Source organism: Microbacterium azadirachtae (genome assembly GCF_025583665.1).
Taxonomy (GTDB): Bacteria; Actinomycetota; Actinomycetes; order Actinomycetales; family Microbacteriaceae; genus Microbacterium; species Microbacterium azadirachtae.
This window is the reverse complement of record NZ_CP099706.1, coordinates 1,296,516-1,321,962: the sequence shown is the minus strand read 5'-3', so window position 1 is coordinate 1,321,962 and position 25,447 is coordinate 1,296,516. Positions and strand designations below refer to the sequence as shown.

General features: G+C 71.2%; 26 protein-coding genes. 3 read left to right on the top strand and 23 right to left on the bottom strand.

What is annotated here, in order from left to right:
* Window positions 1–43: 43 nt before the first annotated feature.
* From pheT to infC, 14 genes are all read right to left on the bottom strand, one after another.
* Window positions 44–2,587, bottom strand: coding sequence for a phenylalanine--tRNA ligase subunit beta (gene pheT, locus NFX31_RS06260; RefSeq protein WP_262957016.1), 2,544 nt, complete (start codon window positions 2,585–2,587; stop codon window positions 44–46).
* Window positions 2,587–3,639 (bottom strand): phenylalanine--tRNA ligase subunit alpha, encoded by a 1,053-nt coding sequence (gene pheS, locus NFX31_RS06255; protein WP_045249829.1) that lies wholly within the window; start codon window positions 3,637–3,639, stop codon window positions 2,587–2,589. Before pheS ends, pheT begins: the two co-directional genes overlap by 1 nt.
* Before the next feature lie 48 nt (window positions 3,640–3,687).
* Window positions 3,688–4,326: a hypothetical protein gene (locus NFX31_RS06250; RefSeq protein ID WP_045249830.1), complete on the bottom strand. Its 639-nt coding sequence runs from the start codon at window positions 4,324–4,326 to the stop codon at window positions 3,688–3,690.
* 50 nt (window positions 4,327–4,376) lie between these two features.
* Entirely contained in the window at window positions 4,377–5,306 is a 930-nt protein-coding gene (locus NFX31_RS06245; protein WP_045249831.1) for an amino acid ABC transporter permease, read from the bottom strand.
* The gene (locus tag NFX31_RS06240) at window positions 5,303–5,959 is read right to left on the bottom strand and encodes an amino acid ABC transporter permease (RefSeq protein WP_045249832.1); all 657 of its coding nucleotides are present in this window, start codon (window positions 5,957–5,959) and stop codon (window positions 5,303–5,305) included. The genes NFX31_RS06245 and NFX31_RS06240 overlap by 4 nt, the downstream gene beginning before the upstream one ends.
* Before the next feature lie 89 nt (window positions 5,960–6,048).
* Window positions 6,049–6,957 carry a glutamate ABC transporter substrate-binding protein gene (locus tag NFX31_RS06235; RefSeq protein WP_045249833.1) on the bottom strand — a complete coding sequence of 303 codons (909 nt, stop codon included), beginning with the start codon at window positions 6,955–6,957 and terminating at the stop codon, window positions 6,049–6,051.
* Window positions 6,958–6,998: 41 nt separating this feature from the next.
* Complete coding sequence (locus NFX31_RS06230; RefSeq protein WP_045249834.1) at window positions 6,999–7,763, bottom strand: amino acid ABC transporter ATP-binding protein; 765 nt, start codon at window positions 7,761–7,763, stop codon at window positions 6,999–7,001.
* Window positions 7,764–7,937: 174 nt separating this feature from the next.
* Window positions 7,938–8,927, bottom strand: a complete 990-nt coding sequence (locus NFX31_RS06225) for a TAXI family TRAP transporter solute-binding subunit (protein ID WP_248700389.1) — start codon at window positions 8,925–8,927, stop codon at window positions 7,938–7,940.
* Window positions 8,924–10,318 carry a HAMP domain-containing sensor histidine kinase gene (locus NFX31_RS06220; protein WP_045249835.1) on the bottom strand — a complete coding sequence of 465 codons (1,395 nt, stop codon included), beginning with the start codon at window positions 10,316–10,318 and terminating at the stop codon, window positions 8,924–8,926. The genes NFX31_RS06225 and NFX31_RS06220 overlap by 4 nt, the downstream gene beginning before the upstream one ends.
* Window positions 10,319–10,321: 3 nt before the next feature.
* Window positions 10,322–10,990: a response regulator transcription factor gene (locus NFX31_RS06215; protein WP_045249836.1), complete on the bottom strand. Its 669-nt coding sequence runs from the start codon at window positions 10,988–10,990 to the stop codon at window positions 10,322–10,324.
* 21 nt (window positions 10,991–11,011) lie between these two features.
* The gene (locus NFX31_RS06210; protein ID WP_262957015.1) at window positions 11,012–11,812 is read right to left on the bottom strand and encodes a TrmH family RNA methyltransferase; all 801 of its coding nucleotides are present in this window, start codon (window positions 11,810–11,812) and stop codon (window positions 11,012–11,014) included.
* A gap of 100 nt (window positions 11,813–11,912) precedes the next feature.
* Window positions 11,913–12,299, bottom strand: a complete 387-nt coding sequence (gene rplT / locus NFX31_RS06205) for a 50S ribosomal protein L20 (RefSeq protein WP_045249837.1) — start codon at window positions 12,297–12,299, stop codon at window positions 11,913–11,915.
* A gap of 33 nt (window positions 12,300–12,332) precedes the next feature.
* Window positions 12,333–12,527, bottom strand: coding sequence for a 50S ribosomal protein L35 (gene rpmI, locus NFX31_RS06200; protein WP_045249838.1), 195 nt, complete (start codon window positions 12,525–12,527; stop codon window positions 12,333–12,335).
* A gap of 90 nt (window positions 12,528–12,617) precedes the next feature.
* A complete protein-coding gene (gene infC, locus NFX31_RS06195; RefSeq protein ID WP_374703407.1) occupies window positions 12,618–13,208 on the bottom strand; it encodes a translation initiation factor IF-3 in 591 nt (196 codons plus the stop codon).
* Window positions 13,209–13,520: 312 nt separating this feature from the next.
* Here infC and NFX31_RS06190 point away from each other — a divergent pair, with 312 nt between their 5' ends.
* A complete protein-coding gene (locus tag NFX31_RS06190) occupies window positions 13,521–13,901 on the top strand; it encodes a DUF1844 domain-containing protein (protein WP_045249885.1) in 381 nt (126 codons plus the stop codon).
* A gap of 68 nt (window positions 13,902–13,969) precedes the next feature.
* Here NFX31_RS06190 and NFX31_RS06185 read toward each other — a convergent pair whose 3' ends face one another.
* The 6 genes from NFX31_RS06185 to NFX31_RS06160 all read right to left on the bottom strand — a co-directional run bounded on the left by NFX31_RS06185 (window position 13,970) and on the right by NFX31_RS06160 (window position 18,425).
* A complete protein-coding gene (locus tag NFX31_RS06185; RefSeq protein WP_091480483.1) occupies window positions 13,970–14,776 on the bottom strand; it encodes an SseB family protein in 807 nt (268 codons plus the stop codon).
* Window positions 14,760–15,506, bottom strand: a complete 747-nt coding sequence (gene priA / locus NFX31_RS06180) for a bifunctional 1-(5-phosphoribosyl)-5-((5-phosphoribosylamino)methylideneamino)imidazole-4-carboxamide isomerase/phosphoribosylanthranilate isomerase PriA (RefSeq protein ID WP_045249841.1) — start codon at window positions 15,504–15,506, stop codon at window positions 14,760–14,762. The genes NFX31_RS06185 and priA overlap by 17 nt, the downstream gene beginning before the upstream one ends.
* A gap of 111 nt (window positions 15,507–15,617) precedes the next feature.
* Window positions 15,618–16,268 carry an imidazole glycerol phosphate synthase subunit HisH gene (gene hisH / locus NFX31_RS06175; RefSeq protein WP_045249842.1) on the bottom strand — a complete coding sequence of 217 codons (651 nt, stop codon included), beginning with the start codon at window positions 16,266–16,268 and terminating at the stop codon, window positions 15,618–15,620.
* Entirely contained in the window at window positions 16,265–16,867 is a 603-nt protein-coding gene (gene hisB, locus NFX31_RS06170) for an imidazoleglycerol-phosphate dehydratase HisB (RefSeq protein ID WP_091740137.1), read from the bottom strand. The genes hisH and hisB overlap by 4 nt, the downstream gene beginning before the upstream one ends.
* Window positions 16,864–17,949: a histidinol-phosphate transaminase gene (locus NFX31_RS06165; RefSeq protein ID WP_045249844.1), complete on the bottom strand. Its 1,086-nt coding sequence runs from the start codon at window positions 17,947–17,949 to the stop codon at window positions 16,864–16,866. The genes hisB and NFX31_RS06165 overlap by 4 nt, the downstream gene beginning before the upstream one ends.
* Window positions 17,950–18,068: 119 nt before the next feature.
* On the bottom strand, window positions 18,069–18,425 hold the full coding sequence (locus NFX31_RS06160; RefSeq protein WP_045249845.1) for a LysM peptidoglycan-binding domain-containing protein: 357 nt from the start codon (window positions 18,423–18,425) through the stop codon (window positions 18,069–18,071).
* 321 nt (window positions 18,426–18,746) lie between these two features.
* Here NFX31_RS06160 and lexA point away from each other — a divergent pair, with 321 nt between their 5' ends.
* Entirely contained in the window at window positions 18,747–19,433 is a 687-nt protein-coding gene (lexA, locus tag NFX31_RS06155) for a transcriptional repressor LexA (RefSeq protein WP_045249846.1), read from the top strand.
* A gap of 61 nt (window positions 19,434–19,494) precedes the next feature.
* Here lexA and metE read toward each other — a convergent pair whose 3' ends face one another.
* Window positions 19,495–21,816 (bottom strand): 5-methyltetrahydropteroyltriglutamate--homocysteine S-methyltransferase, encoded by a 2,322-nt coding sequence (gene metE, locus NFX31_RS06150; RefSeq protein WP_262957014.1) that lies wholly within the window; start codon window positions 21,814–21,816, stop codon window positions 19,495–19,497.
* Window positions 21,817–21,851: 35 nt separating this feature from the next.
* Window positions 21,852–22,862 carry a methylenetetrahydrofolate reductase gene (locus tag NFX31_RS06145; RefSeq protein WP_262957013.1) on the bottom strand — a complete coding sequence of 337 codons (1,011 nt, stop codon included), beginning with the start codon at window positions 22,860–22,862 and terminating at the stop codon, window positions 21,852–21,854.
* Window positions 22,863–23,021: 159 nt separating this feature from the next.
* Here NFX31_RS06145 and NFX31_RS06140 point away from each other — a divergent pair, with 159 nt between their 5' ends.
* Window positions 23,022–24,923 carry an alpha/beta hydrolase family protein gene (locus NFX31_RS06140; RefSeq protein WP_262957012.1) on the top strand — a complete coding sequence of 634 codons (1,902 nt, stop codon included), beginning with the start codon at window positions 23,022–23,024 and terminating at the stop codon, window positions 24,921–24,923.
* A 27-nt stretch (window positions 24,924–24,950) separates the two neighbouring features.
* Here NFX31_RS06140 and smpB read toward each other — a convergent pair whose 3' ends face one another.
* Entirely contained in the window at window positions 24,951–25,427 is a 477-nt protein-coding gene (gene smpB / locus NFX31_RS06135) for an SsrA-binding protein SmpB (protein WP_045249850.1), read from the bottom strand.
* Window positions 25,428–25,447 lie beyond the last annotated feature (20 nt).

Sequence of the window (25,447 nt, the reverse complement as noted above, 5' to 3'; positions counted from 1 at the left end):
GATCCGGGTCGTGCAGGCGTTCCCGCGTCGTGCGCGTCGCGTCTCAGTCTCGGATCTGCGCCCCGAGCCGCTCGGTCGCCACCGCGACGCCGGCGAGCTTCGCCTCCGTTGCCTCGGCCGCGGTGAGCGTGCGGTCGTCGGCGCGGAAGCGCAGCGCGAAGGTCAGGCTCTTGGACCCGGACGGCACGCCTTCGCCGCGGTAGTCGTCGACGAGGCGGACGGACTCGAGCAGCGCCCCGGAGCCCTCGGCCAGCGCCGCGCGGACGTCGGCCGCCGGGACCTCGGCGGCGACCACGAGCGAGACGTCCTGCGTGGCGGCCGGGTACGTGGACAGCGACGCCGCGACGACGCGCTCGCCGGCCATCGCCAGCACGCCGTCGAGGTCGAGCTCGAGGACGACGGCGCGACCCGGCAGATCCGCGTCCGCGGCGACCTGCGGGTGCAGCTCCCCGACGTAGCCGACCTCGGCGCCGCGCACCTGCAGCACGCCGGTGCGGCCGGGGTGCAGCGCCGCGCGGCTGCCCTGCACCACGTCGATCGGCACGCCGGCGGCATCCGCGATCACGCGCACGGCGTCGAGCGCCTCGCTGAGGCCGTACTCCTCGGCCGCGCGGCCCGGCTGACGCGGGGTGACGTGCCCCGTGAACAGCGCCGCCACGTGGCGCGCCTGCGGCGGGATCGATGCGTTCAGGGCGGCAAGGGTCTCGTCCGAAGGACGGATCCCCAGCGGAGGAACGTCCTCCGTGCCGTACACGACGCCCGGCTCGGGCAGGAACACGACGCCGGTCTCGAAGATCGCCAGATCCACCAGCCCGCGGGCGATGTTGCGGTGCGCGATCTGCAGCAGGCCGGGGACGAGCGAACGGCGCAGGAACGGCGCCTGCCCGTCGAGGGGGTTCGCCAGGCGGACGCCCGGGAGGCTCTCGCCCGACGCGGAGCCGTGCAGGTCGTTCTGCTCCTGCGTGGTGAACGGGAACGCGGGGGTCTCCACGAGTCCTGCGGCGGCGAGGGCGTTCGCGACGCGGCGGCGTCCCTGCTGCAGCTCGGTGAGACCGCGACCCGAGGGCGGCGTCGGCAGCACCGAGGGGATGCGGTCCAGCCCGTGGATGCGCGCCACCTCTTCGGCCAGCGTCCACTTGTCGGTGAGATCGGGCCGCCAGCTCGGCGGGATGACGTTCCAGCCGCCGTCGACCGCCGTGACCTCGGCGCCGATCGTCTCGAGCGCGCCGGTCACCTCGTCGTCGTCGTAGTCGACGCCGATGAGCCCCTGCACGAAGCCGGACGGCAGATCGATGCCCTCGATGAACACCTCGGCGAAGAGGGCCCCGCCCTCCTCGGTCAGGGTGCCGCCGGCGAGCTCGACCATCAGGTCGGCCACCCGCCGCGCCGCGGCGAACGGGATGAGCGGGTCCACGCCGCGCTCGAAGCGCTTGGACGCCTCGCTGGGCAGCTTGTGACGGCGGGCCGAGCGCGCGATGGTGATCGGGTCGAACGTGGCCGCCTCGATCAGCACGTTGCGCGTGGTGTCGCTCATCTCGGTGGTGCCGCCGCCCATGACGCCGGCGAGGCCGATCGGTCCGGATCCGTCGGTGATGAGCAGATCCTCGTCGCTGAGCGTGCGCTCCTGACCGTCGAGGGTGACCATGGTCTCCCCCGCCGCGGCGCGACGCACCACGATGCCGCCGTCCAGCTTGTCGAGGTCGTAGCCGTGCACGGGGTTGCCGAGCTCGAGCATGACGTAGTTGGTGATGTCGATGAGCACCCCGAGCGAGCGCATGCCCGCGAGCGTCAGCCGGGCGATCATCCACGGCGGGGTGGGGCGGGACGGATCCACGCCGCGCACCACGCGCGTGACGAACTCGGTCGCTCCCACGGCGCCGCGGATGGGCGCCGCGTCCTCGACCACCGCCGTGAAGCCGGTGCCGGGCTGCAGCTCCGCGAAGTCGCGCTCGGCCGGGTCGCGGAAGGATGCGCCCGTGGCGTGCGCGTACTCGCGCGCCACCCCGCGGATCGAGAACGCGTAGCCGCGGTCGGGCGTGACGTTGATGTCGACGGCCACGTCGTCGAGCCCGAGAAGCGCGATCGCGTCGGCGCCGACGGGGGCGTCGATGCCGAGCTCGGCCAGGATCAGGATCCCGTTGTGCTCGTCGCCGAGGCCCAGCTCGCGCGCCGAGGCGATCATCCCGTCGGAGACGTGGCCGTAGGTCTTGCGGGCCGCGATCGGGAACGGGCCGGGCAGCACCGCGCCGGGCAGCGTCACGACGACCTTGTCGCCGACGGCGAAGTTGCGGGCGCCGCAGACGATGCCTCGGATATCGCGGCCCGGATGGGCCGGATCGGTCGATGAGCCCGTCGAAGCGTCCGCCTCGCCGACGTCGACCTGGCACCAGCGGATCGTCTTGCCGTTGGACTGCGACTCCTCCTCGAAGGAGAGCACCTGCCCGACGACGACCGGGCCCGAGATGCCGAAGCCGTGCAGCTCCTCCTCCTCGAAGCCCACCGCGACGAGCGCGGCGAAGACGTCGTCCGGCGTGACCGAGTCGGCCACATCCACGTACTCACGCAGCCACGAAAGCGGGACGCGCATCACACCACCATCCCGAACTGCTCGCTGAAACGGACATCGCCCTCGGCCATGTCCCGCATGTCCTGCACGTCGCTGCGGAACATCAAAGCGCGCTCCACGCCCATGCCGAACGCGAAGCCGCTGTACACGTCGGGGTCGATGCCCGCGGCGCGCAGCACATTGGGGTTGATCATCCCGCAGCCGCCCCACTCGATCCAGCGCGCACCGCCCTTGAAGGTGGGGTGCCACAGGTCGAGCTCGGCGGACGGCTCGGTGAAGGGGAAGAAGTTCGTGCGGAAGCGCGTCTTCGCCTCCGGGCCGAAGAGCTGACGCGCGACGTGGTCGAGCGTGCCCTTCAGGTGCGCCATCGAGATGCCCTTGTCGACGACGAGGCCCTCGAACTGCGTGAACACCGGAAGGTGCGTCGCGTCGAACTCGTCGGTGCGGTACACCCGGCCGGGGCAGAGCACGTAGATCGGCACCTCGCGGTCGAGCATCGAGCGCACCTGGACCGGGCTCGTGTGCGTGCGCATCACGAGGTGGCGCGAGGCCGGATCCACGTAGAAGGTGTCCTGCTCCTGCCGCGCGGGGTGATCGACGTCGAAGTTCAGCGCGTCGAAGTTGAACCACTCGTGCTCGAGCTCGGGCCCCTCCGCGATCTCCCAGCCCATGCCGACGAACACGTCGCTGATCTGCTCCTGCAGCAGGGTGAGCGGGTGCCGGGCGCCGACCGGGGTGCGCGAGGCCACGGCGGTGATGTCGACGCGCTCCGCCTCCAGGCGGGCGGCGGTCTCCGCCTCAGCGAGCTCCGCCTCCTTGGCCGCGAGCGCCTGCGTGACCCGGCCGCGGCCCTGCCCGATGAGCTTGCCGAAGGCGGCCTTGTGCTCGGGCGCGACCTGGCGCATCGACGCGTTCAGGACCGCGAGCGGCGACCCTTCGGCGACGTGCGCGGCGCGCGCGGCTTTGAGCTGGGCCGTGTCGGCCGCGGATCCGATCGCGGCGAGCGCGGCCTCGACGGCGGATTCCACCGCCTCGGGCGTGATGTCGGGAGAGTTCTGTGCGTTGTCGGACACGAGAACCGAGTCTACCGGCGCGTCCGCGCCCCCTTGGAGCAGGCCCGCTCAGAGCGGACCGAACATCGACGTCCCCGGGCGGGGCGTCCAGGTGAGCCGCTCCCGCTCCAGGGTGGCGAGGAGCCGCGGATCCTTCGCCGCCTGCCGCCGCAGCGTCTCCCGGCTCCTGCCGATGATCGCCGGCGGGACGATGAACGCCGACGCAAGGAGCAGCACCGTGCCGAGGTCGACGAACAGGATCGGACCGAAGTCGCCCGTGGTGAGCACGCTGATCGCGAAGAGGGCGTTGAGCGCGACGAGGATCGCCCCTGCGGCCCACAGTCCGCCGCGCAGGTCCCCCGGACCGCGGCTCGCCACGGACGCCCCCGGTCTCGGCATCCAGCGCCGCACCCTGCGCAGGAACAGCGCGCTGACCGCGGCGACGGCCGCCCCGGCGATCATCCACGGGACCGTGGCGTCGACGCGTGCGGTGACCGCGAGCATGACGAGGGCGAACAGCACGGCCGAGAGGCCCAGGCTCAGGAAGGCTGCCCACATGGCGGCGACGCCGGCGCGGGCGTCGGCGATCTCGCGCAGACGGGTGCCGAACTCCGCGGAGTACCGCGATCCGAGGTCGGGATCCAGCCACTGCTCGATGGTCCGGCTCGACGCAGGCGGATACGCGGAGACCGGATCGACGCGCTGCATGGGTGCGAGCCTACCGGCGCGCTCAGGCCCCCCGGCTGAGCGCGCCGGAGTCAGCGGGGTCCCCCGCCGGCGTCGAGGCGACCGGCCCGTCCCTGGAGCGCGATCACCTCGGTCAGCGTGGACTCGTCGTCGGCCGCCGCGTTGCCCCCGGGCCCGTGCGGCACCTTCGGCGAGCGCCGGGTGCGCACTTCGAGCCACTTCGCGACTCCCGACAGGAGAAGGCACATGGAGATGTAGATGACGGCGACGATCAGCCCTGCCTGCAGCAGCGGACGTCCGGGCTGCGAGCTGAGGTACTTCGCGTAGTAGATGAGCTCGGGGTAGGTGATGATGAAGCCGAGCGCCGTGTCCTTGAGCGTCACCACGAGCTGCGCCACGATCACCGGCAGCATCGCCCGGATCGCCTGAGGCAGCAGGATGAACGCCATCACGCCCGACTTGCGCAGCCCGATCGCGTAGCCCGCTTCCTTCTGCCCCTTCGGCAGCGCCTCCACACCCGCGCGCAGCGCCTCGGCGAGCACCGAGCCGTTGTAGAGCACGAGCCCGATCACGACCGCGGCGTACGCCGACATCCGGAACGTGGATCCGGGGATCGAGTTCACGCCGTAGAAGAAGATCATCATCATGACCAGCACCGGCACGGCGCGCAGCAGCTCGATGACGAGCGTGACCGGCACGCGCACCCAGGCGTGGTCGGAGAGCCGACCGATCGCCAGCACGAAGCCGAGGACGATGCTTCCGACGCCTGCGGCGAGGAAGGCGCTCACGGTGGCCCACAGCGCCTGCGCCATGCCCTGCCACACGAGGGTGTAGGTGAAGAGGTTCCAGCGCGCGGCGTCGAACTGGCCGGTCACCGCGAAGCGGTAGACGATGAAGCCGACGACGGCGAGCACGACCAGCACCGTGACGAGGCCGAGGAGCCGGTTGCGCCGCACGGCCTTCGGGCCGGGGACGTCGTAGAGCACGGATGCGCCGCTCATCGGACGATCCTCCACTTCTTCTCGAAGTGCCGCTGAACCAGGCTCAGCAGCGTCACCAGGACGACGAACACGACGGCGACCCAGAGCAGGATCTCCATCACGGTCCCCGGCCGGTTCGGCGAATCGGCGACCGTGGCGCGGAGCGCCGCGAGCTCGGCGATGGAGAAGCCGGCGGCCACCGTCGTGTTCTTCAGCAGGGCGATGAACACGCTCATCATGGGCGGCACCACGGAGCGGAAGGCCTGCGGCACGACCACCAGGGTCATGACCTGGCCGAACGACAGACCGATCGCGCGTGCGGCCTCGGCCTGACCGACCGGCACCGTGTTGATGCCGGCGCGGAGGACCTCCGCGACGTACGTCGCGGTGTAGATGCCGAGGGCGATGATGCCCAGCGGCATGAACGGGATCTCCGGAAGATCGAGCTTCGGGTATCCGAAGACGAAGAAGAAGAACACCAGGGTGAGCGGGGTGTTGCGCACCAGGTTCACATACACGGTGCCCACGGCGCGGGCGATCGGCACGGGCGACACGCGCATGGCGCCGACGATGGTGCCCAGCGCGAGGGCGAGCGCCCCGCCGCCGAGGAACAGCACGACGGTGTTGAGGGTCGCCTGCCCCCACAGGTCGAGATTGCCCAGGAGTGCGTCCACGCGTTCTCTCTTTCGGGTTCGGGTCGGGGGCGTCCGAGGACGCCGGAGGAAGAGGCGGCCGGCGGGTCAGTCCCGCCGGCCGCCGCGGGTCACTTCTCGACCGCGGGCTGAGTGACCTTCATGCCGCTCGCGCCCAGGTTCTTCTCGAAGATCGCCTTCCAGGTGTCCCCTCCGTCGGTGAACATCGTGTCGATGAACGTCTGCAGCGCCGTGTCGCCCTTCGCCAGGCCCACGCCGTACTTCTCCGTCGTGAACGGCTCGCCGACGACCTTCAGCTCCTCCGGGTCCTGCGAGGCGTAGCCGATCAGGATCGCCTGGTCGGTGGTGACCGCGTCGACCTGCTTGTTGATCAGCTGCTCGACGCAGGCGGAGTACAGGTCGAGTCCGACCGTCTTGGTGTCGGGGAAGTTCGCCTGGATGTTCTGCAGCGGGGTGGATCCGGTCGCGGAGCAGACGGTCTTGCCCGCCAGGTCCTTCTCGCTCTTGATCGTGTCCTCGCTCTTGCGGACCAGCAGGCCCTGGCCCGTGACGAAGTACGGTCCGGCGAAGTCGATCACGGCCTTGCGCTTGTCGGTGATCGAGTAGGTGCCGACGTAGTAGTCGATGTCGCCGTTCACGATCGACTGCTCGCGGTTGGCCGACGGGATCGGCTTGAACTCGATCTTGTCCTCGCTGTAGCCGAGCGACGCGGCGATCCAGCGCGCGATGTCGATGTCGAAACCGCTCCGCTTGCCGGTGGTCGCGTCCTTGAAGCCGAGACCGGGCTGGTCCTCCTTGACGCCGACGGTGATCTTGCCGTTCTTGGTGATCCGGTCGAACGTGGGGCTGCCCTCGAGCTTCACGTCCTTGGCCACCTCGAACAGGGGCTTGTCGCTGGTCGGCGCGACGCCTTCGCCGGTCGCGCCCGGGCTGGTCGGGCTGCCGCTGTTGCAGCCCGTGAGGGCGATCAGGGCGACGGCGGCGATGCCGACGCCGGTGAGGATCCGTGACTTGCGCATGTGCTTCTCCTTCGGTGCAGGTGCTGTGGTGCGGGATCAGGTCAGTGGGTGAGCAGCTTGGACAGGAAGTCCTTGGCCCGGTCCGACTTCGGGTTCGTGAAGAACTCCTCGGGGCCGGCCTCCTCGAGGATCCGGCCGTCGGCCATGAACACGACGCGGTTCGCCGCCTTGCGGGCGAAGCCCATCTCGTGCGTGACGACGATCATCGTCATGCCGCTCGCGGCGAGCTCGACCATGACGTCGAGGACCTCGGTGATCATCTCCGGATCCAGCGCGCTGGTCGGCTCGTCGAAGAGCATCACCTTGGGGTGCATGGCCAGCGCGCGGGCGATCGCCACGCGCTGCTGCTGGCCTCCGGAGAGCTGCGCGGGGAGCTTGGCGGCCTGCTTCGCGACGCCGACGCGCTCGAGGAGCTGCATGGCCTCCTTCTCCGCATCCGCCTTCTTCATCCCGCGCACCTTGATCGGCCCGAGCGTGACGTTCTCAAGGATCGTGAGGTGCGCGAACAGGTTGAACGACTGGAACACCATGCCCACGTCCGCGCGCAGCTGCGCGAGCCCCTTGCCCTCGGCCGGGAGCTCCTTGCCGTCGATCGTGATCGAGCCGCTGGTGATCGTCTCCAGGCGGTTGATCGTCCGGCAGAGCGTCGACTTGCCGGATCCGGACGGGCCGATGATGACGACCACCTCGCCCTTGTGCACGGTGAGGTCGATGTCGGTCAGGGCCTGGAAGTCGCCGTAGTGCTTCTGCACGTGGTCGACGACGACCAGGGGCGCACCGACGGAGGCAGGGCGGGAATCGGGCATGTCGGAACTCCGTGAGGACGAGCGGGGCGGATGAGACCGCGGGGTGCCGATGACGTTATTGGCTCCGCGCCCGCAGGAGCACTGCGCTTGAGGATTCCTTGAGGGTTTCGTCGCTCAGGTTTCCGTGCCGTTTCCGGCAGGCGACAGCGGTGTTCCCGCGGAGGCGTCCGACGGTCAGTCGTGGGTCTCGCGGTAGTACCGCGCGGCGCCGCTGTGCAGGGCGATCGGATCGGTGAAGATCGCCTGCCTGCGGTCGAGCAGGGCGGCGGCCGGAGCGCCGCGCGCGATCACGGCGCGCTGCTCGAACAGCACGGCGGTGGCGTCGTGGATCAGCGCCTCCGGCGCGTCGGCGCGCGCGACCAGGTAGTTGGGCACCGTCATGGTCACGGTCGCGCTGTCGACGCCGTACGCGCCGATCGGGAAATCGGCCTGGCGGTAGGCGCCCGCGTGCGCCGCGTTGACCGCATCGACGACGGCCGGCGGGATCGACAGCAGGCGGATCGGGGTGTCCGCGGCGAGCGCCGCGATGCCGGGAGTGGGCAGTCCGCCGACCCAGAAGAAGCCGTCGATCTCTCCTCGCCGCAGCGCCCCGATCGAGGCCTCCAATCCGAGCTCGGGGTTGCGGATCGACGCCGGATCCACGTCGGCGGCGCTGAGGATCCTCCGGGCGACCAGCTCGACGCCGGAGCCTCTCGCGCCGAGCGAGACGGCGCGCCCGGCGAGGTCGCGGAGATCGTGCACGTCGGAGCCGGACCGCACGACGATGTGCACGTACTCGTCGTACAGCCGCGCGACCGCGACGATCGGTATCGGCTCGTGGAACGCGCCCGTGCCCGCGACCGCGTCCGCCACGGCGTCGCCCTGGGCGAAGCCGAGCACCGCGGTGCCGTCCCCGACGCGCTCGAGGTTGTCAACCGATCCGTTCGTGCGCTGCGCGGTGAACGTCGCGCCGAGATGCGTGCTCAGCGCCCGGGCGAACTGCTGTCCGTACGCGTAGTACACGCCCGTCGCTCCCCCGCCGGCGATGGCCTGCGGCTTGTCCGCCCAGCTGCGGTCCGCGGGCGCGCACGCGCCGAGGCCGAGGGCGCTCACCAGGCACAGCAGCATCGCGAGCAGGCGCACGACGCCGCCCGCGCGCAGGAGGCGCCCCGTCGCGGCGCTCATCGCGTCTCCGCCGCAGGGAGCTCCAGCACGACGCGGAGCCCTCCGCCGTCGGGCGCCTCGAACCGCACGCGCGCATCGACCGTGGCGAGCAGATCCGTCGCGATCGCGAGGCCCAGTCCCGATCCCGGCACGGTGCGGGTGCGGTCGCTGCGCCAGTAGCGGTCGGCGGCGTGCGCGAGCTCCTCCTCGGGCAGACCGGGGCCGTGGTCGCGGACGGCCAGCTCGCACCGATCGTCGGCGTGCGACGCGGTGACGTCGATGCGGGTGCCGGACGGCGAGAACTTGACCGCGTTGTCGATGACGGCGTCCAGGGCGCTCTCGGCGATGGTCTCGTCCGTCGCCGACAGCACCCGGCCGTCGGGACCCGCGCCGTCGACGTGCAGCGCGAGATCCACGCCGTTCGCCGCGGCGGCATCCCGCCAGGCCGCGACCCGGCGCTCGGCGAGAGCCACCAGGTCGATCGGATCGCGCGACGGGGCGGGATCCGCGCCGCGCGCGAAGGCGAGCAGGGTGTCCAGGATCCGCGTCATGCGCCGCCCCTCCTCCCTGGTCGCCTCGACCTCAGGGGCCCAGCTGCGGTCCAGGCCCGTGGCCAGCGACTCGACGCGCAGCAGGAGGGCGCTCAGCGGGTTGCGCAGCTCGTGCGAGGCGTTCAGCGCGAACTCCTGCTGCCGCGACACCACGCGCTCGATCTCCTCGGCCATCCGGTTGAAGAGCAGGATCATGCGGTGCAGCTCGGGAGGTCCCGTGTCGTCGGCGATCCTCGCCTCCATGTCGCCGCGTTCGATGGCCTCCATCGCCTCGTCCACGCGCCGCACCGGCCGCAGCACCCACCCGGCCAGGCGTACCACCACGAGCAGGCCGAAGCCGATCGCGAGCACGCTCACGATTCCGAGCAGGATCCACTGCCGCACGATCTCGGCACGCGGAGCGTCCACGCTCGCCGACATGATCACGGCGCCGATCACGTCTCCGCCGTCGAAGATCGGCTCCACGAGCGACTGCTCGGAGAACTGCCAGGGCAGCAGCACCGGCTCCGGAAGGTCGCTGCGGCGGCCGGACAGCGCCAGCTGCACCTTGTCGGCGGTGGCCTGGTCCCACAGCTCCGTGTCCGCCTGCTGCGGCGACCAGGACCGGCCCGAGCGGTCGACCACGACCACCTGCGTGCCGTAGAGCTCGTGGTACCGGCGCAGCTCGCCGTCCAGCACCTCGGCGCTCCCCGACAGCAGCGCCTGCCGCGCACTCGTCACGAACGTGCCGATGTCGCCGATCTGCTGCGTGTAGAACGACTGCTGGACGCTGCGCGACGCCGCCCAGCCGTAGGCACCGCCGAGCAGGAGCAGCACCGCCGCCAGCGGCACGAGGAAGACGATGAACAGGCGCCGGCGCACGGCTCAGAGTCCCGTCAGGCGGTATCCGACGCCGCGCACGGTCTCGATGAGCGCGGGCCGGCCGAGCTTGCGGCGGATCGAGGCGACGTGCACCTCGAGCGAGCGCGCGAAGCTCTGCCAGTCGGTGTTCCACACCTCGCGGATGAGCCGCTCCCTCGGCACCGCGACACCGGGGTAGCGCGCCAGCACCGCGACGATGTCGAACTCCTTGCGGGTGAGCTCGACCTGTTCGCCGTCGACCAGCACGCGACGGGCGACCAGGTCGATCCGCACCCCGTCGATGTCGATGCCGACCGGACCGACCTCCCCCGGGATGGCCTGGGTCCTGCGAGTCACCGCCTCGATCCGGGCGAGCAGCTCCTGCACGTCGTAGGGCTTCACCAGAAAGTCGTCCGCCCCGGCGCGGAGCCCGCGGATGCGCTCGTGCACCTGGCTGCGCGCCGTGGCGATGAGGATCGGCACGCCGCTGACCGCGCGGATCCGGCGGCACAGATCGATGCCGTCGACGTCGGGGAGGCCCAGATCCAGGATCACCGCCTCGGTGTCGGTTCCGAGCATCTCGAGCGCGGCGCGCCCGTCGCCCGCTCGCTCGACCGCGTAGCCGGCGCGGCCGAGGAAGCCGGCGAGGGCATCGGCCACGCGTTCGTCGTCTTCGACGATGAGGATCTTCATACCGGACGCAGGTCTCCTGCCCTAGGCGCGTTGCGCGAAAGCACTCTCGTAGAGGCAGACGCTCGCCGCCGTCGCCAGGTTGAGGGATTCGGCCCGTCCGAAGATGGGCAGCCGCAGCGCGCGGTCCGCCAGCGCCAGGGCCTCGTCCTCGAGTCCGCGCGCCTCGTTGCCGAACAGCCACGCCGTGGGACGCGCGAGGGCGCCCTCGGCGCGCGCCGCGAGCAGGTCGTCGCCCTTCACGTCCGCGGCGACCACCTGGAGCCCGGCCTCGTGCGCGCGGGAGACGACATCGGCGAGGTCGCCGCCGACCGAGACCGGCAGGTGGAACAGGGATCCGGTCGTCGAGCGGACGACCTTCGGGTTGTAGAGGTCGACGGTGCGACCGGTGAGCACGACCGCGTCGGCGCCCGTGGCATCGGCGGCGCGGATGATCGTGCCGAGGTTGCCCGGATCGCGCACCTCCTCGCAGATCGCGACGAGCCGCGGCGCGGCCGCGAAGATGTCGCGCACCGAGGTCGGCGTCTGCCGGGCGACGGCCACGACCCCCTGCGGGGTCACGGTGTCGGCCATCGCGGCGAGTACGAACTCGGTCACGTACTCGAGACGCACGTCCGCCTGGGCCGCCGCGTGGCGCAGATCGCTGTGCCTGTCCCAGGCGGCGGGCGTCGCGAAGAGCTCGACGATCGCATCCGGCCGGTAGGACAGCGCCTCGCGGACGGCCTGAGGTCCCTCCAGCAGGAACAGGCCGGTCTCGGTGCGGGCACTGCGCTTGGTGAGCTTGGCGACGGCGCGCACGCGCGGGGATCGAGGGTTCTCCAGCACGGTCACAGTCTACGGATACCGGGCGGGTGCGACGACGGGGCGCCACCCCGAAGGATGACGCCCCGTGCGGTGCTCGGTCGCTGAGCCTGTCGAGCCGCGCTTACGCAGCCGACTTGGGCGCGTTGACGTCCGCCGGCAGAGCCTTGCGGGCCGTCTCGACGAGAGCGGCGAACGTCGCCGGCTCGTTCACCGCGAGCTCGGCGAGCATGCGGCGGTCGACCTGGACGCCGGCGAGACCGAGGCCCTGGATGAAGCGGTTGTACGTGATGCCGTTCTGGCGGGCAGCGGCGTTGATGCGCTGGATCCACAGACGACGGAAGTCGCCCTTGCGCTTGCGACGGTCGCGGTACGCGTAGACGAGGGAGTGGGTGACCTGCTCCTTCGCCTTGCGGTACAGGCGCGAGCGCTGGCCACGGTAACCCGAGGCGCGCTCGAGGATGACGCGGCGCTTCTTCTGAGCGTTGACGGCGCGCTTGACTCTAGCCATTTTCGTGTGTTCCTATTCGTGCGTTCGGGCGCGTCAGCGGCCGAGGAGCTTCTTGGCGACCTTGGTGTCTGCCTTCGACAGCACCTCGTCCTGGTTCAGGCGGCGGGTGCGACGGCTCGACTTCAGCTCGAGGTTGTGGCGCATCCCGGCCTGCTGCTTCTTCAGCTTGCCGCTGCCGGTGATCTTGAAGCGCTTCTTGGCACCCGAGTGGGTCTTCTGCTTCGGCATCTTCTCTTCCTTCGTATGGCGCCCAGCTGGGCGACAGGGTTCTGCCCGCATGCTGCGGGAGGTCTGTGTGGGGCTACGGGATCCGGTGGATCACTCGGCCGGGGCGGCCGGCGCGGCCGGCTCGGCCGGCGCCTTGGCGTCGCGCGCGGCCTGCTTGTTCGCCGCACGCACCGCGTTCTGCTCGGCCTTCGCCTCGGACTTGTTCTTCAGCGGGGCGATCACCATGACCATGTTGCGTCCGTCGATGGTGGGGTTGGACTCCACCGTTCCGAACTCCGCGACGTCCTCTGCGAACTTGCGGAGCAGCCGGACGCCCTGCTCGGGGCGGGACTGCTCACGACCACGGAACAGGATCATGGCCTTCACCTTGTCGCCGGACTTGAGGAAGCCCTCGGCGCGCTTGAGCTTGGTCGTGTAGTCGTGCGCCTCGATCTTCAGACGGAAGCGCACCTCCTTGAGGATGGTGTTCGCCTGGTTGCGGCGAGCTTCCTTCGCCTTCTGCGCAGCCTCGTACTTGAACTTGCCGTAGTCCATGATCTTGACCACGGGAGGCTTCGAGTTCGGGGCGACCTCGACGAGATCGAGGTCGGCTTCCTGCGCAAGACGCAGCGCCGCCTCGATACGGACGACGCCGATCTGCTCACCCGCGGGGCCGACGAGGCGGACCTCGGGGACGCGGATGCGCTCATTGGTGCGGGGATCGCTGATGCGGACTCCTTAGACGATGGTTTCGGCCACCGTGATCCGGACGGATCACGGGCGAAAGCGGAATCGTCCCACCCGCCGACACTCAGACGTCGGCGGCACCCTGACCCGTCGTGCAGCTCTCGCTGCGCGACGGCTACCGACGTGAATCGGCGGAGTGCTGGACCCGGTAGCCTTGAGCGGCAAGCGCGGGTGGGAAGTGAATCCTCTTTCGTGCCGGGACATAAGCCCCGGAGCCCGCAAGAGTCTATCAGAAGGCAAGACCTTCGGAAAGCCGGCACAGTGAGCATTCCCGCGCCCGACGGCCACGAGCACGTCTCCCCCACCTCCGCGAACGACGACGGCGCCGTGAGCGCCGCGCGCGACATCGCCGACGTCGCGGCCGTCGAGGTGATCACGACCGCCGCCGTGCACCTGCTCAGCGCCGCCGCCGTCAAGGTCGGCCTCGCCGATGACCCGGAGGCCCAGAAGGACCTGGACGAGGCGCGCAAGCTGATCAACGCGCTGGCCGGCCTCATCACCGCCGCCGCTCCGGAGATCAGCGACATGCACGCGCGCTCCCTGCGCGACGGGCTGCGCTCGGTCCAGCTCGCGTTCCGCGAGGCGTCCGTCATCCCCGACCCGATCGGTCAGGGTCCGGGCGAGAAGTGGACCGGTCCGGTCAGCTGAGCGCGCGCGACGCGGCCGCGCCCGCCGGGGTGCGACCGCGTCGCCCGGACCCGGCGACGTGACGCGGATCAGGCGCTCGCGCGCAGCCGCACGGTGAGCGAGTCGACGAGCACCGCGATGCGGTCATCCGCGGCCCAGCGCTGGGCCAGTCGGGCCAGCACGGCGTCGAGGGTCTCGCGGTCCAGCCCTTCGACGAGCTCGAGGGTGACGACGAGCTCCGGGCCGCGCAGTCGCGCCTCCGGATCCCCGGCGGACACCGCCACGTCGATCACGGCGAGCTCGCTGCCCACGCTCTCCTGGAGACCGGCGTAGACCTCGGGCGAGAGGAAGCTCGGCTCCCAGTGCTGCCCCTGGGCGACCGCCCACACCGCGGGCCGCCGCAGCACGAACTCGGTCTCGGATCCGGGATCGAGCACGATCAGCTCCGCGTCGCCGGACGAGGCGGAGAGCGCGACGCGGGCGGCCTCGACCGGGATCGGCCGTGCGATCGGATCCCACGAGCGCATGGTGTCGACGCTCGTGAACGCGGGCTGCACGGTGCGCCCATCGGGTGCGGCGACCGTCACGAGCGACAACTCCTGGGTCTTGTCGACGGCGAGCCCCGAGGGAGCGACCCCCTCCTCGCCCTTCTCCGCGACGAGGGGCACGAGCACGCGGGCGGCGCGGAACGCGTCGACCACCTCCGACTGCGAGCCCTCGCCGGCGCGGAAGCGCGTCAGAGCCGCCGAGAGCGCAGGGTCGGCCGACCCGTCATCCGCCGCTCGCGTGTTCTCCTGGAAGGAGCGCCCCGCCCACGGGACGCCGGCGGAGTCCGCCGCGCCCGCGTGATCGCCGTGGTCGCAGGCTGCGGACGGACGATCAGGATCCGGCGACATCCAGGGCCTCGGCCAGGGTGAACGCACCCGCATACAGTGCCTTGCCGACGATCGCGCCCTCGACGCCCAGCGGCACGAGCTCGCGCAGCGCCGCGATGTCGTCGAGGTTGGCGATCCCGCCCGACGCCACGACAGGCTTCGGGGTGCGCGCGGTGATCTCGCGGAGGAGTTCGAGGTTCGGGCCCTTGAGGGTTCCGTCCTTGGTGACGTCGGTGACGACGTAACGACTGCAGCCGGCGTCCTCGAGACGGTCGAGCACCGTCCAGAGGTCGCCGCCCTCCTTCGTCCAGCCGCGGGCGGCGAGCGTCGTGCCACGCACGTCGAGGCCGACCGCGACGGCGTCGCCGTAGCGCGCGATCACGTCGGCGGCCCATTCGGGGTTCTCGAGTGCAGCGGTGCCGAGGTTGATCCTGGCCGCACCGGACTCCATCGCCGCCTCGAGGCTGGCGTCGTCGCGGATCCCGCCGGAGAGCTCCACGTTGACGCTGCGGAACTGCTTGATCACGCGACGCAGGATCGGCGCGTTGCTGCCGCGTCCGAAGGCGGCGTCGAGGTCGACGAGGTGGATCCACTCCGCCCCCTGGTCGACCCACTCGGCAGCGGCGTCGATCGGGTCGCCGTAGCTGGTCTCGCTTCCGGCCTCGCCCTGGGTCAGGCGCACGGCCTGTCCTCCGGCTACGTCGACGGCCGGGAGCAGGGTCAGGGAGGGGGACTGCGCGAACTCGTTCATGTCGTCCTTCGGGTCACGATGCGCCGGCCCGCTGCGGGCGCGGCACGAGAGAAGAGAGTAGTCCGGGCGTCGACGGGGCACCAATCCCCCGCCGTCGCACGGCCCGGGTGTTCAGAGCGTCGAGATCCAGTTGCGCAGCAGCTGGATGCCGGCCTCTCCGGACTTCTCCGGGTGGAACTGCGTCGCCGAGAGCGGGCCGTTCTCCACCGCGGCGAGGAAGCGGGAGCCGTGCTCGGCCCAGGTCAGCCTCGGCTGCGGGAACGGCGGGATGACGTCGAGCTCCCACGACTGCGCGGCGAACGAATGCACGAAGTAGAACCGCTCGTGCTCGATGCCGCGGAACAGCACGCTGCCCGCATCGGGCTCGACGGTGTTCCAGCCCATGTGCGGCAGCACCGGGGCGTCGAGCTCGGTGACGACGCCGGGCCATTCACCGAGGCCGTCGACCTCCGCGCCGCGTTCCACTCCCCCTGCGAACAGCACCTGCATGCCGACGCAGATGCCCAGCACGGGGCGCCCGCCGGCCAGGCGGCGCTCGATGATCTCGTCGCCGTGGTGTGCGGCCAGGGCCTCACGGACCGCGGCGAAGGCACCCACGCCCGGCACCACGAGGCCGTCCGCTTCGAGCGCCGCGGTGCGGTCGCCCGTGAGCTCGGCGTCCGCGCCGGCGCGGATCAGGGCCTTCACCGCGGAGTGCACGTTGCCGGAGCCGTAGTCGAACACGGCCACGGTGGGGCGGCGCCCCTCGGCGGCGGCGGTCACAGTGCGCCCTTGGTCGAGGGCACCCCGACCACCAGCGGATCGAGCGCCTTGGCCTGGCGGAACGCCCGCGCGAACGCCTTGAACTCGGCCTCCGCGATGTGGTGCGGGTCGCGTCCGCTGATCACGCGCACGTGCACGGTGAGCGCGGCGTTGTAAGCGATCGCCTCGAAGACGTGCCGCACCAGGGATCCGGTGAAGTGACCGCCGATGAGGTGGTGCTCGTAGCCGGCGGGCTCGCCCTCGTGCACGAGGTACGGGCGTCCGGAGATGTCGACGACGGCCTGCACGAGCGCCTCGTCCAGCGGGACGAGCGCGTCGCCGTAGCGGGAGATGCCGGACTTGTCTCCGAGCGCCTCCCGGATCGCCTGTCCGAGCACGATCGCGACGTCCTCGACGGTGTGGTGCGCGTCGATGTGGGTGTCCCCCGAGGCGCGGACCGTGAGGTCGGTCAGCGAGTGCTTCGCGAACGCCGTGAGGAGGTGGTCGAAGAACGGCACCGAGGTGTCGATGTGGCTCTGCCCGGTGCCGTCGAGGTTCAGCTCGAGCTCGATCGTCGACTCGGACGTGGAGCGGGTGCGGCGGGCGGTGCGAGCGGTCATGAGGCCGATCCTATCGAGGCGAGCGCGTCCAGGAACGCGGTGGTCTCGGCCTCGGTGCCGGCCGTGACGCGGAGGTGGTTCGGGATCCCGACGTCGCGGATCAGCACGCCCTTGTCGTAGAGGGCGCGCCACGTCGCGGCGGGATCGGCGACCCCGCCGAACAGCACGAAGTTCGACCAGGAGCGGTGCGGCGCGTACCCCAGGGCCTCCAGGGTCGCCGTGATCCGATCCCGCTGAGCCACGATCTCATCGACCATCGCCAGCATGGTCGGTGCGTTGCGCAGCGCCGCGACGGCGGCCGCCTGCGTGAGAGCGCTCAGGTGGTACGGCAGGCGGACAAGCCGGAGCGCGTCGATGAAGGCGGGATCGGCGGCGAGATATCCGACGCGCGCGCCGGCGAAGGCGAAGGCCTTGCTCATGGTGCGCGAGACGGCGAGCCGCGGGCGGCCCTCGAGCAGCGTGAGGGCGGAGGGCGAGTCACGCGGGGCGAACTCCTGGTACGCCTCGTCGACGATCACGATCCCCCGGGCGGCCTCGTAGACCGCTTCGATCACGTCGAGCGGAAGGGGCGTGCCCGTGGGGTTGTTCGGCGCGCACAGCAGGATCACGTCGGGATCGTGCCGGCGTACCTGGGAGACCGCCTCGTCGACCGTGATCTCGTAATCCGGGTGCCGGGTGCCCGCGACCCAGGTCGCGCCGGTCCCCTGCGCGAGCAGCGGATACATCGAGTAGGTCGGGGCGAACCCGAAGACCGTGCGACCGGGGCCCGCGAACGCCTGAAGGATGTGCTGCAGCACCTCGTTGGAGCCGTTGCCCGCCCAGATGTTCGATGCGTCGAGATCGTGCCCGAGGTAGCCGGCGAAGGCCCGCCGAAGCTCGGTGAACTCGCGATCCGGGTAGCGGTTGACATCGCGCAGTGCGACGGCGATGTCGTCGAGGATGTCGCTGGCGACGTGCTCGGGCACCGGATGCGTGTTCTCGTTCACGTTGAGCGCCACGGGAAGCGGTGCCTGCGGTGCGCCGTACGGGCGCAGACCGCGGAGATCGTCACGGAGGGGTAAGTCGTCGAGCGAGACAGTCACCCTGCCATGCTAGGCGGCTCCGCTGTGCGCCGAGCACAGATGTCAGCGGTTGCTGAGCTCCGTCGAAGCACCGTTGCTGAGCTCCGTCGAAGCACGGTTGCTGAGCTCCTTGCGGGGGCTCAGCGGCCGGTGGCACCGTACCGGGCCGGGATCGCCAGGTGCTGACCGACTTCGATCACGCCGCCGTCGACCATGTTCAGCTTGGAGATCTCCGCGACCACGTCGCGCGGGTCGGCGTCGGGAGCGACCTCGCCGGCGATCGACCACAGCGTGTCGCCCGGCTGCACCGTGACGGTCGCGAAGCCGTCGCCCGCCGTGTGCTCGCCCGAGGCGAGGGCCGATCCGCCGCTGAGAGCCGCGAACGCGATCGCACCAGCGACAGGCAGCGCCACCAGCGCAGCCAGCACGCGTCGTCCGCGCGGGGTGATCCGCAGGCGCGTGGCGGTGACCGGACCGGCGAAGGTGATGCTGCTCATGGTGCTTCTCCTCTGTGTGGTGCGGGTCCGCCTCTCCCCGGATCCCGATCCTCTGTGTGACGATCTGGGGATCCGGGCCTCTGGAGAGGCGAACCTACGTTCCGAAACTACTTTCGAGTTCGAACATCTGTCAAGCGTTCTTCGAAATTCGGTTCACCCACTTCGCCGACACGCTCGAACAGATCTACCGATTCCGCCCCGATCTCGGATACGGTTTCGATACGAAGACCCCATCACGGACCACCGACATTCGAATCGCCGCCCGCGAGATCGGCTCGTTCGACCGGATCCGCGGGGCACGACGCACACGAAGGAGATGGCATGAGCGACGGCGCGACCCCCGGCTCCGAGGCCCCGCGGACGCGGCGCCGCAAGAGCCTCAGTGCGAAGCAGATGGCGATCCTCGAGGTCATCCAGACCTCGATCGCCCGGTACGGATACCCGCCGAGCATGCGCGAGATCGGCGACGCCGTCGGCCTCAAGTCCCTGAGCAGCGTGACCCATCAGCTCGGCCAGCTCGAGCTGAGCGGCTACCTCCGCCGCGATGCGGGCAAGACGCGCGCCATGGAGGTGCTGATCGACCTGCCAGGCACCTCCACGGAGAACCCCGCCGACACGACGCCCTCCGTGGGCGACGCCGCGCTGGTGCCGCTCGTGGGCCGGATCGCGGCCGGAGTCCCCATCACCGCGGAGCAGCAGGTCGAGGAGATCTTCCCGCTCCCCCGCCAGCTGGTCGGCAAGGGCGAGCTGTTCATGCTCAAGGTCTCCGGCGAGTCGATGATCGACGCGGCGATCTGCGACGGCGACTGGGTGGTCGTGCGCTCCCAGGGCACCGCGGAGAACGGCGAGATCGTCGCCGCCATGCTCGACGGCGAGGCCACGGTGAAGACCTTCCGGCGCCGCGACGGTCACGTGTGGCTGCTGCCCCGCAACAGCGCGTTCGAGCCCATCCTCGGCGACGACGCCACCGTGCTCGGCAAGGTCGTCGCGGTGCTGCGCGCCGTCTGACGCCCTCCCTCACGACGAAGCCCTCCCGGAGCGGATCCGGGAGGGCTTCGTCTTTTTTCGCTCAGACGGCGACCGAGACGTCCTCACGGACGCGACGGGTCGCCTCCACGATGTTGCGCAGCGACGCGTTGGTCTCCTCGTAGCCGCGCGTCTTCAGACCGCAGTCCGGGTTGACCCAGAGCTGGCGCGTCGGGATCTCGGCGACCGCGCGGCGCAGGAGCGTCTCGACCTCCGCGGTCTCCGGCACGCGCGGCGAGTGGATGTCGTAGACGCCCGGGCCGATGCCGTGGTCGAAGCCGGCCGCGGCGATGTCGGTCACGACCTCCATGCGGCTGCGCGCGGCCTCGATCGAGGTCACGTCGGCGTCGAGGGCGCGGATCGCGTCGATGACGACGCCGAACTCCGAGTAGCAGAGGTGCGTGTGCACCTGGGTCGCGGTCTCGGCGCCCGCGGTGGAGAGCCGGAACGAGGCGACGGACCAATCCAGGTACGCGGGCTGGTCGGCCTTCTTGAGCGGCAGCAGCTCGCGCAGGGCGGGCTCGTCGACCTGGATCACGCCGATCCCGGCGGCCTCGAGGTCGGCGATCTCGTCGCGCAGCGCCAGCGCCACCTGGTTCGCCGTCTCGGCCAGGGGCTGGTCGTCGCGGACGAACGACCACGCGAGGATCGTCACCGGGCCGGTCAGCATGCCCTTCATCGGCTTCGCGGTGAGCGACTGGGCGTACTGCGACCAGGCGACCGTGATCGGAGCGGGACGCGACACGTCGCCCCAGAGGATGGACGGACGCGTGGCGCGGGATCCGTAGGACTGCACCCAGCCGTTCTCGGTGACGTCGAACCCGTCGAGGTTCTCGGCGAAGTACTGGACCATGTCGTTGCGCTCGGGCTCGCCGTGCACGAGCACGTCCAGCCCCAGCTCCTCCTGCAGCGCGACGACGCGGCCGATCTCGTCACGGAGGAAGCCGTCGTACTCCTCCGCCGTGATCTCGCCCTTCGTGAACTGCGCGCGCGCTCGGCGGATCTCGCCGGTCTGCGGGAAGGATCCGATCGTGGTGAGCGGCAGCGCCGGCAGATCCAGGGCGATCGACTGCGCCGCCACGCGGGCGTCGTAGTCGCCGCGGGTGAAGTCGGCCTCGGTCAGCGCCGCGGTGCGCGCACGGACGGCATCGACCCGCACGCCCGGGGCGCTCAGACGGTCGGCCAGGGCGGCCGAGGCGGCGTCGAGCTCGGCGCCGATCGTGGCACGCCCCTCGGCGAGACCGCGGGCGAGCGTCGTGATCTGCGCGACCTTCTGGTCGGCGAACGCGAGCCAGCTCACCAGGCGGGCGTCGAGTTTGGACTCGTCCTCGACGTCGTGCGGCACGTGCTGCAGCGAGGTCGAGGTCGCGGCGGAGACTCCGGCCGCCCCGAGGCCTCGCAGTACCTCGAGGGTGTCGAACGCCGCGGCGAGGTCGCCCCGCCAGATGTTGTGGCCGTCGATAACACCGCCGACGAGCACCTTGTCCGCAAGGCCGGGAACGGCCGCGGGCACGGTGCCGCGGACGAGGTCGAGACCGATCGCCTCGATCGGCGCGGCGGCCAGCACGGAGAGGTTGGCATCGAGGGCGGCATAGGGCGCCGCGACGAAGATCGCGGGGCGCTCGGCCAGTCCGCCGAGGACTGCGTAGGCGCGCGCCGCGGCGGCGCCCAGCTCCGCGACGGAAGCCGGCAGCGACTCGCTCACGAGGGCGGGCTCGTCCAGCTGCACCCACTCGGCACCCGCGGCCTTGAGCGCACCGAGCAGCTCCGCGTAGACCGGCACGAGGTCGTCGAGCCGGGACAGCGGGTCGAAGCCCTCCGGCGCCTCGTCTGCGGCCTTGGCCAGCGCGAGGAACGTGACAGGGCCGACGACCACGGGACGGGTGCGGAAGCCGGCGTCCGCCGCCTCCTGCACCTGGCGCACGATCCGGTCGCTGGAGAGCGAGAACACGGTTTCCGGACCGATCTCCGGCACGAGGTAGTGATAGTTCGTGTCGAACCACTTCGTCATCTCGAGCGGGGCGCGATCGCCCTCGCCGCGTGCGATCGTGAAGTACGCGGGCAGCCCGATCGTGCCGTCCTCGGCGCGCAGGTCCTCGAAGCGCGCCGGGATCGCGCCCACGGTCACGGCGGCGTCGAGCACCTGGTCGTAGTACGAGAACGACTCGGGGATCGCGGAGTCGCTCCGGCCCAGCCCCTGTGCGGCGAGACGCTCGCGCGTGGCGGCGCGCAGCTCGGCGGCGGTGCGCTCGAGTTCGGTCTCGTCGATCCGTCCGGCCCAGAACGCCTCGACGGCCTTCTTGAGCTCGCGGCGGCGGCCGATGCGGGGGTAGCCCAGAACGGTGCCCTCGGGGAATGCGGTCATGACGGTCCTCTCTGACGGAAGGGGGAAGATGCGGCTCAGCGCCGGCCTGTGGGCACCGCGGGTCGCCGGTCGACATGGCGGGACGCCGGAGGCGCCGCGTCGAGCACCCTTGCTTCCTCGAGCACGTCGAGCACGGTGCGGTGCTGGTTGAACGCGTACAGGTGCACGCCGGGTGCGCCGCCGTCGACGAGCTCGCGCACGAGCGCGGCCGCCTGGGCGACGCCGATCTCGGTGCGCCCCTCGGTGGTCGGCTCGACCTCGAGGGCGATCGACAGCTCGGCCGGGAGCTCCTCACCGCTGAGCTCCAGCACGCGACGGAGCCGGGCGGGCGAGGTGATCGGCATGATGCCGGGCAGGATCGGGATCGTGACGCCGGCACGACGCGCGCGCTCGACGAAGGCGAAGTAGTCGTCGGGGTGGAAGAAGAGCTGGGTGATCGCGAGGGTGGCCCCCGCCGCCTGCTTCGCGAGCAGCGCGTCGATGTCCTGATTGCGATACGTGGAGCGCGGGTGCCCGTTCGGGTAGGCGGCCACGGCGATGTTCACCTTGCGACGCGGCGTGACCTGCACCGCCCCGGGAACGCCGGGGATCGGCCTCTCCTGATACGGCGCACGCTCCGCCTGTGCGCGGTCGATCAGCTGCACCAGCTGTGCCGAGCTCTCCAGATCCCCCAGGAACGGCTCGCTCTCACCCAGCGGCGGATCGCCGCGGAGCGCGAGGAAGCTGAGGATCCCGGCGTCGAGGAACTCCCGGATCAACCGGGACGCGCCCGCATAGGTGCTGCCGACGCAGGTGAGGTGCGCGAGCGGCTCGACCGCGGTCTGCTCGCGGATGTAGCGCAGCACGTCCAGCGACCGGCCGCCCACGGAGCCGCCGGCACCGTAGGTCACCGAGATGAAGCGCGGCGACACGGAGGCCAGCTGCTGGATCGTCTCGTGAAGCGCCTCGACCGGCGCGGGGGTGCGCGGCGGGTACAGCTCGAAGGAGATCGGCACGCGCGGCGAGACGGCCCCGGTCGGGGCGAACGGCGGCACGTCGAAGGACATCTCTCTCCAGCATCGGGGCGGTCCCCCCACGCTAGGCGGCGCCGGGGTCGCACGCATTCTCTGTTTCACCATGTGTCGGGTCCCGGTTCCGCCCCTGTCGGGTCCCGCCGTGCCGGGTCGGCGCGGCTCGCCGACGACCGGCTCTTCTAGGCTCGAGACATGAGCGCTGCATACGGTTCCTGGCCCTCCCCGCTGTCCGCCGCCGCCCTCGCCGCGGCCGGCATCCGGATCGACGGCGCGCAGTACGCCGCGGGCGGCATCTGGTGGAGCGAGTCGGTGCCTGCCGAGCGCGGACGCATGCGCGTGCTCCGGCAGGATGCGGACGGACCGGCTCAGGAGGTGCTCCCCGCTCCCTGGAACGCGCGCTCGCGCGTGCACGAGTACGGAGGCGGCGCGTGGACGGTGGCCGACGACGGGACGCTGTTCTTCGTGGACGGCGACGACCAGCGCGTGCACCGATGGGATCCGGGCGCCGACGTCCCGGTGCCGCTGACCGCCGCCGGCGCGCAGTACGGCGGCCTGCGCCTGCAGCAGGGGCGCCTCTTCGCGGTCCGGGAGGATCTGCGCCCGACACCCCACGAGCGGGCGATCGCCGAGATCCCCGTCGACGGCTCGGCGGCGGATGACGACGCCGCGGTCCGCCGGATCCGCTCCGGCAGCGGCTTCTTCGCCCATCCAGCGCTCTCCCCGGACGGCACCCGGCTCGCGGTCGTCGAGTGGGGCGAGACGCGCATGCCGTGGGAGGCGGCGATCGGGGTCGTCGCGAACCTCGCCGACGGCGCGCACAGCGCGATCCCGGCCAGGGCCGCGTTGCAGCTCGAGTGGATCTCCGACGACGAGCTGCTGTTCGCCGACGACGCGACGGGACGCTGGAACCTGCATCGCGCGCGCATCGGCGTGCAGCCCGAGCCGCCCGCTCCGGCGCCGCCGGCGGTCACGGAGCCGTTCGCCCCCGCCGACGCCGACACGGGCGGCGGTCTCTGGGTGCTCGGCCAGCGCTGGTTCCGGATCCTGGACGACGGGCGGATCCTCGCGATCCGGACGAACGGCTCGGACACGCTGGCGCTGCTGGATCCGGACGGCGCGCTGCTGCGCGAACTCGACGTGCCGTTCGACGCCGACCTCAGCCTCGAGGACACGCACGGATCGCGTGTGCTCGTCACCGGGCAGGGCCGCCGGGTCACCCCCGGTCTCTGGGAGCTCGACGTCGACGCCGGCGTCGCGCGCACGATCCGCGGCGGCGACCCCGTCGATCCGGCGTGGGTGCCCGGCGCGCGGTCCGTCACGTTCGACGGACCGCACGGGCCCGTGCACGCGTTCGATCACGCCCCGGCGAACCCCCACGTCGACGCGGACCCAGACGCCCTCCCGCCGTACATCGTGCAGGTGCACGGCGGTCCCACCGCGCATTCGGCGGGCGCGCAGGCGGGCTGGATCACCTACTTCACGAGTCGCGGCATCGGCGTCCTCGACGTGAACTACGGCGGATCGACGGGCTACGGCCGCGACTACCGCGCGCGGCTGGACGGGCAGTGGGGCGTCGTCGACGTGGACGACGTGCTCGCCGCGGCACAGGGGCTCGCCGACGCCGGGATCGCGGATCCGGCGCGCATCGCCATCCGCGGCGGGTCAGCGGGCGGCTGGACCGTGCTGTCGGCGCTGGTCCGCGGAGGCGTGTTCGCGGCCGGGATCGACCGCTACGGCGTCGCCGACCTGCGCCTGCTCGCGCAGGAGACGCACGACTTCGAACGCCACTACCTCGACGGGCTCGTCGGCCCGCTGCCCGAGGCCGAGCAGACGTACATCGACCGCTCACCGCTGACCCACGCGGACCGCATCGACGTGCCCGTGCTCATCCTGCAGGGGGCGGACGACGCGGTGGTCCCACCCTCGCAGTCCGAGGCGATCCGCGATGCGCTGGCGGCGCGCGGGGTGCGGCACGAGTACCTGCTGTTCCCCGGGGAGGGCCACGGGTTCCGGCAGGCCGACACCGTCATCGCGGCGGCCGAGGCGGAGCTGCGCTTCCTCGGGTCGGTGTTCGGATTCGAGCCGACGCCCTGATCCGTCACCCCGGCGGAAGACCCGTCGTCACTCCCCGACGCGGTTGCGCAAGCGCATGGCGCGCTCCGCCTCGCGGGAGTCCTGGCGCTCGCGCAGAGTCTGCCGCTTGTCGTACTCGCGCTTGCCCTTGGCCAGTGCGATCTCGACCTTGGCGCGTCCGTCGGAGAAGTACAGCCGCAGCGGGATGAGCGTGTAGCCGCCTGCGGAGACCGCATGCGAGAGCTTCGCGATCTCCTCCTTGTGCAGCAGGAGCTTGCGGATCCGCTTGGCCGAATGGTTCGTCCAGTGCCCCTGCGAGTACTCGGGGATGTGCACGGCGTCGAGGAACGCCTCGTTGCCCTTGATGAAGGCGTATCCGTCGGTCAGATTCGCACGCCCCTGGCGCAGCGACTTCACCTCGGTGCCCGTGAGCACGAGTCCCGCCTCGTACGACTTCTCGAGGTTGTAGTCGTGACGTGCGCGACGATTGGTCGCGACGACCTTCTCCCCGCGTTCCCTGGGCATGGCGATCTCCTGATTCTGCG